Raw genomic sequence first — 2,993 nt, forward strand, 5'->3', positions numbered from 1 at the left:
TTCTGTCATCCATGGTGAAAAACTGCACCAGCGGGTTGCTTGGGATGCCGGGGTGGGTCCGATTCGAGTTCGTCGATGACTGTGCGCAGGTCGCGCAGTAATATCTCCGCCATATCGCGGGAAAACCCTTCACGCAAAACAATACGCATGACTGCCAATTTCTCCGCATTTTTGGGCAAGGTGTAGGCGGGCACCTGCCAGCCGCGAGTTTTGAGACGTTCGGAGACGTCATACACCGAATAGCGCGTGGCGTCGACCAAGCGAAAGGCAAAAACGGGAATGCTCTCACCGGTACTGAGCAAACGAAAGGGCTTCATTTTGGCAATTTCGCCGCTCAGCCATACGGCAATATCTTGCAGGTTTTTCATGATGCGGGTGTAACCGCTACGCCCCAAGCCGAGAAAATTATAGTACTGCCCCACAACCTGATTGCCAGGTCGGGAAAAATTGAGGGTAAAGGTGGGCATGTCTCCCCCCAGATAATTGACATGAAACACCAGCTCCTCAGGGAGATATGCTTGACCCCGCCAGACGGCCCAGCCAATGCCAGGATAGACCAGTCCGTATTTATGTCCCGATACATTGATCGACACGACATTGGGTAAGCGGAAATCCCATTGCAGATCCGGATGCAAAAAAGGAGCGACAAAACCACCACTGGCGGCATCTACATGCAGAGGCACTTGCAACCCCCGCTTTTTGTTTTCTGCCACAACTGCATCGTGAATGGCGCGCACCGGCTCAAATTCCCCAGTAAACGTCGTACCGAGTATGGCAACCACGCCAATGGTGTTTTCGTCCATGCGCGCAACGACCTCATCTGGACCTATAACATAGCGGTCTTGCTGAATGGGGATGTAGCGCGGCTCAACATCCCAATAGCGGCAGAATTTTTCCCATACCACTTGCACATTGCTACCAAGAATCAGATTTGGCCGAGTATCGTCCTTTCCTTGTTTTTTACGCCAAGCCCGCCAGCGCCATTTCATTGCCATGCCAGCAAGCATGACCGCCTCGCTGGAACCAATGGCAGATACGCCAATAGGCTTTTCCTTGTCCTTGGCATGAAAGAGATGGGCAATGATTTGCACGCAGCGCCTTTCAATTTCTGCCGTTTGCGGATATTCATCTTTATCGATCATGTTTTTATCGAAGGTTTCTGCCATCAGGCTGCGTGCCTCGGGGTCCATCCATGTGGTGACGAAGGTCGCTAGATTGAGGCGAGCGTTGCCATCCATCATTAATTCATCGTGAATGAGCTGGTAGGCAACGGCAGGCTCTAAATCGGACTCGGGAAGATGCTCCTTGGGGATGGGGTCGAGCATGTGGCGCCCACCGTAGGTGGGCGTAAGGAAGGTGTCAGATGGCTTTTTTTCGGCATGAATGGCTCCTGGTTGCGTAAAAACGTCTCTGCTCAAGAATAGTAGAGATTTTGCGTTGCGGCTGTTAGCGAGCAGATTCCCGCCCAGGAGCTGCCGAGAGCATCTGGGAAACGATGACATAGCCGAGGTCTTGCGGGTCATCAGATTGGGTATTGCGGATCAAACAAACAGGAGAATTGAAAGCCCCCATTGTGGGGGCTATTTTTCACTCGTCCGCTAAAAATATATAAATATTTTTGTGTTCCAATTAGTTAAAAAACATTCTGCTACGTTTCACTCAGCTGGCGTGGGCCACCTCACCGAGTACCTTGAAGACCTCATTGAAATCAGCCTTGGCGGTCTCGACGAAGATGCCGACGTGACCCATGGTGCAGACGGTGTAGTCGCCCGCGGAAACGGCAAAGCCGTGAAAGGGTGACCAGTGCATCTGGCTGTGCTTGCTGAAGTTCTCGGCCTGCATCTTACCCATCATGGTGTTGGCAGCGCACATCATGGCGACCATGTGTGCGGTTTCCTCATCGATGTTGCCCTCCTTGGCCAGCATCTTGCCGTCGGCGCTGAAATGGCCAGCCGCCACAGCACCCGACAACTGCATCAGTTTTTTGAGATCAACAGACATAAATACCCCCGAATCAAAAAATAATTAAAAGACAATAAATTGCGTCGGATATCTCCGACCTTCTGAGGATTGCTTATTTAGAAAATAAGGTCAATACGTTCGGGTGCTGCGCTACGATCGAAAGTGTTGTACAGCGGTGTTACCGCTGACTAGGAGGAGAGTGCACTGTTGCTTCATAGGATGTGCAGACAGCCGGCAACGAGGAGTGCGCCACGTAAGAGTGGCGGTTTTGCGCAGGGGGATGGGAGAGTTGGGCCTGGGCATTGAAGAGGTACTGCGGTGAGTGCAGCCCGTACCCTGACTGAACGGGTCCTAGAAAGCGAGGCAGCCATACGGCTAGAAGAATATGCAGAGGTACGAATAATCGACAGTCGCCGGACAGTGCTTTGGAGTCGACATCTACCGGAACAGGAGATTCTGACCGCCTTGGGCGTGGTACCGGCGCGGGTTCCCAAGTAGGATCGCTCCGGCTCTGAAGTCGTTTTCCATTCGACGGCCTGAGCTTCAAGCTCACCCGGGAGGCTGAGAAGCAATGGCGGGGAATTCGGCATCCGGAAAGACTGCGACTGGCAAGGACTTCAGCGAATCCTCCATCGGATACCCCGGGCAAACGGAGCTTGCGGGGAGTTACCAGAGGCGAGAAATTGCCGAGCTGGCGGAGAGGGACTCACCCTGGAGTCGTTGCGGTATCGCGGTCGAAACCAGCGCCAAAAGGGCACCCGCAGACAAAGAAAAAGGCCCGAGGCGTTAACCTAAGGCCTTGACTGACTTGGCGCGCTCGGAGAGATTCGAACTCCCGACCTACTGGTTCGTAGCCAGTTGCTCTAGTCCAGCTGAGCTACGAGCGCCTTGAGACGCGAATACTACCCGCAGGCCTGCTTCTCGTCAATCGGCTGTATGCGTCCACCACCTTTGGCACTGTGGTAGATGTTGGAGGAGGAAGGATAGCGGTGGTTTCTGTCCGAGTCGATGGTGTGGCCGTTCGGCGTTGT

3 protein-coding genes and 1 tRNA gene are annotated in these 2,993 nt (G+C 53.5%); 1 reads left to right on the top strand and 3 read right to left on the bottom strand.

All coding sequences use genetic code 11. From position 1 onward, the window contains the following. Window positions 1-5: 5 nt before the first annotated feature. Window positions 6-1,418 (bottom strand): glutamate decarboxylase, encoded by a 1,413-nt coding sequence (locus RTI30_RS13660; RefSeq protein ID WP_312263337.1) that lies wholly within the window; start codon window positions 1,416-1,418, stop codon window positions 6-8. A 241-nt stretch (window positions 1,419-1,659) separates the two neighbouring features. Then, window positions 1,660-2,001, bottom strand: a complete 342-nt coding sequence (locus RTI30_RS13665; protein ID WP_312263336.1) for a DUF2173 family protein — start codon at window positions 1,999-2,001, stop codon at window positions 1,660-1,662. A 279-nt stretch (window positions 2,002-2,280) separates the two neighbouring features. Here RTI30_RS13665 and RTI30_RS13670 point away from each other — a divergent pair, with 279 nt between their 5' ends. Then, window positions 2,281-2,460, top strand: coding sequence for a hypothetical protein (locus RTI30_RS13670; protein ID WP_312263335.1), 180 nt, complete (start codon window positions 2,281-2,283; stop codon window positions 2,458-2,460). A gap of 311 nt (window positions 2,461-2,771) precedes the next feature. Here RTI30_RS13670 and RTI30_RS13675 read toward each other — a convergent pair. Then, window positions 2,772-2,849: transfer RNA gene (locus tag RTI30_RS13675), tRNA-Arg, on the bottom strand. Window positions 2,850-2,993 lie beyond the last annotated feature (144 nt).

Source organism: Candidatus Igneacidithiobacillus taiwanensis (assembly GCF_031962545.1).
In the GTDB taxonomy this organism is placed as follows: domain Bacteria; phylum Pseudomonadota; class Gammaproteobacteria; order Acidithiobacillales; family Acidithiobacillaceae; genus Igneacidithiobacillus; species Igneacidithiobacillus taiwanensis.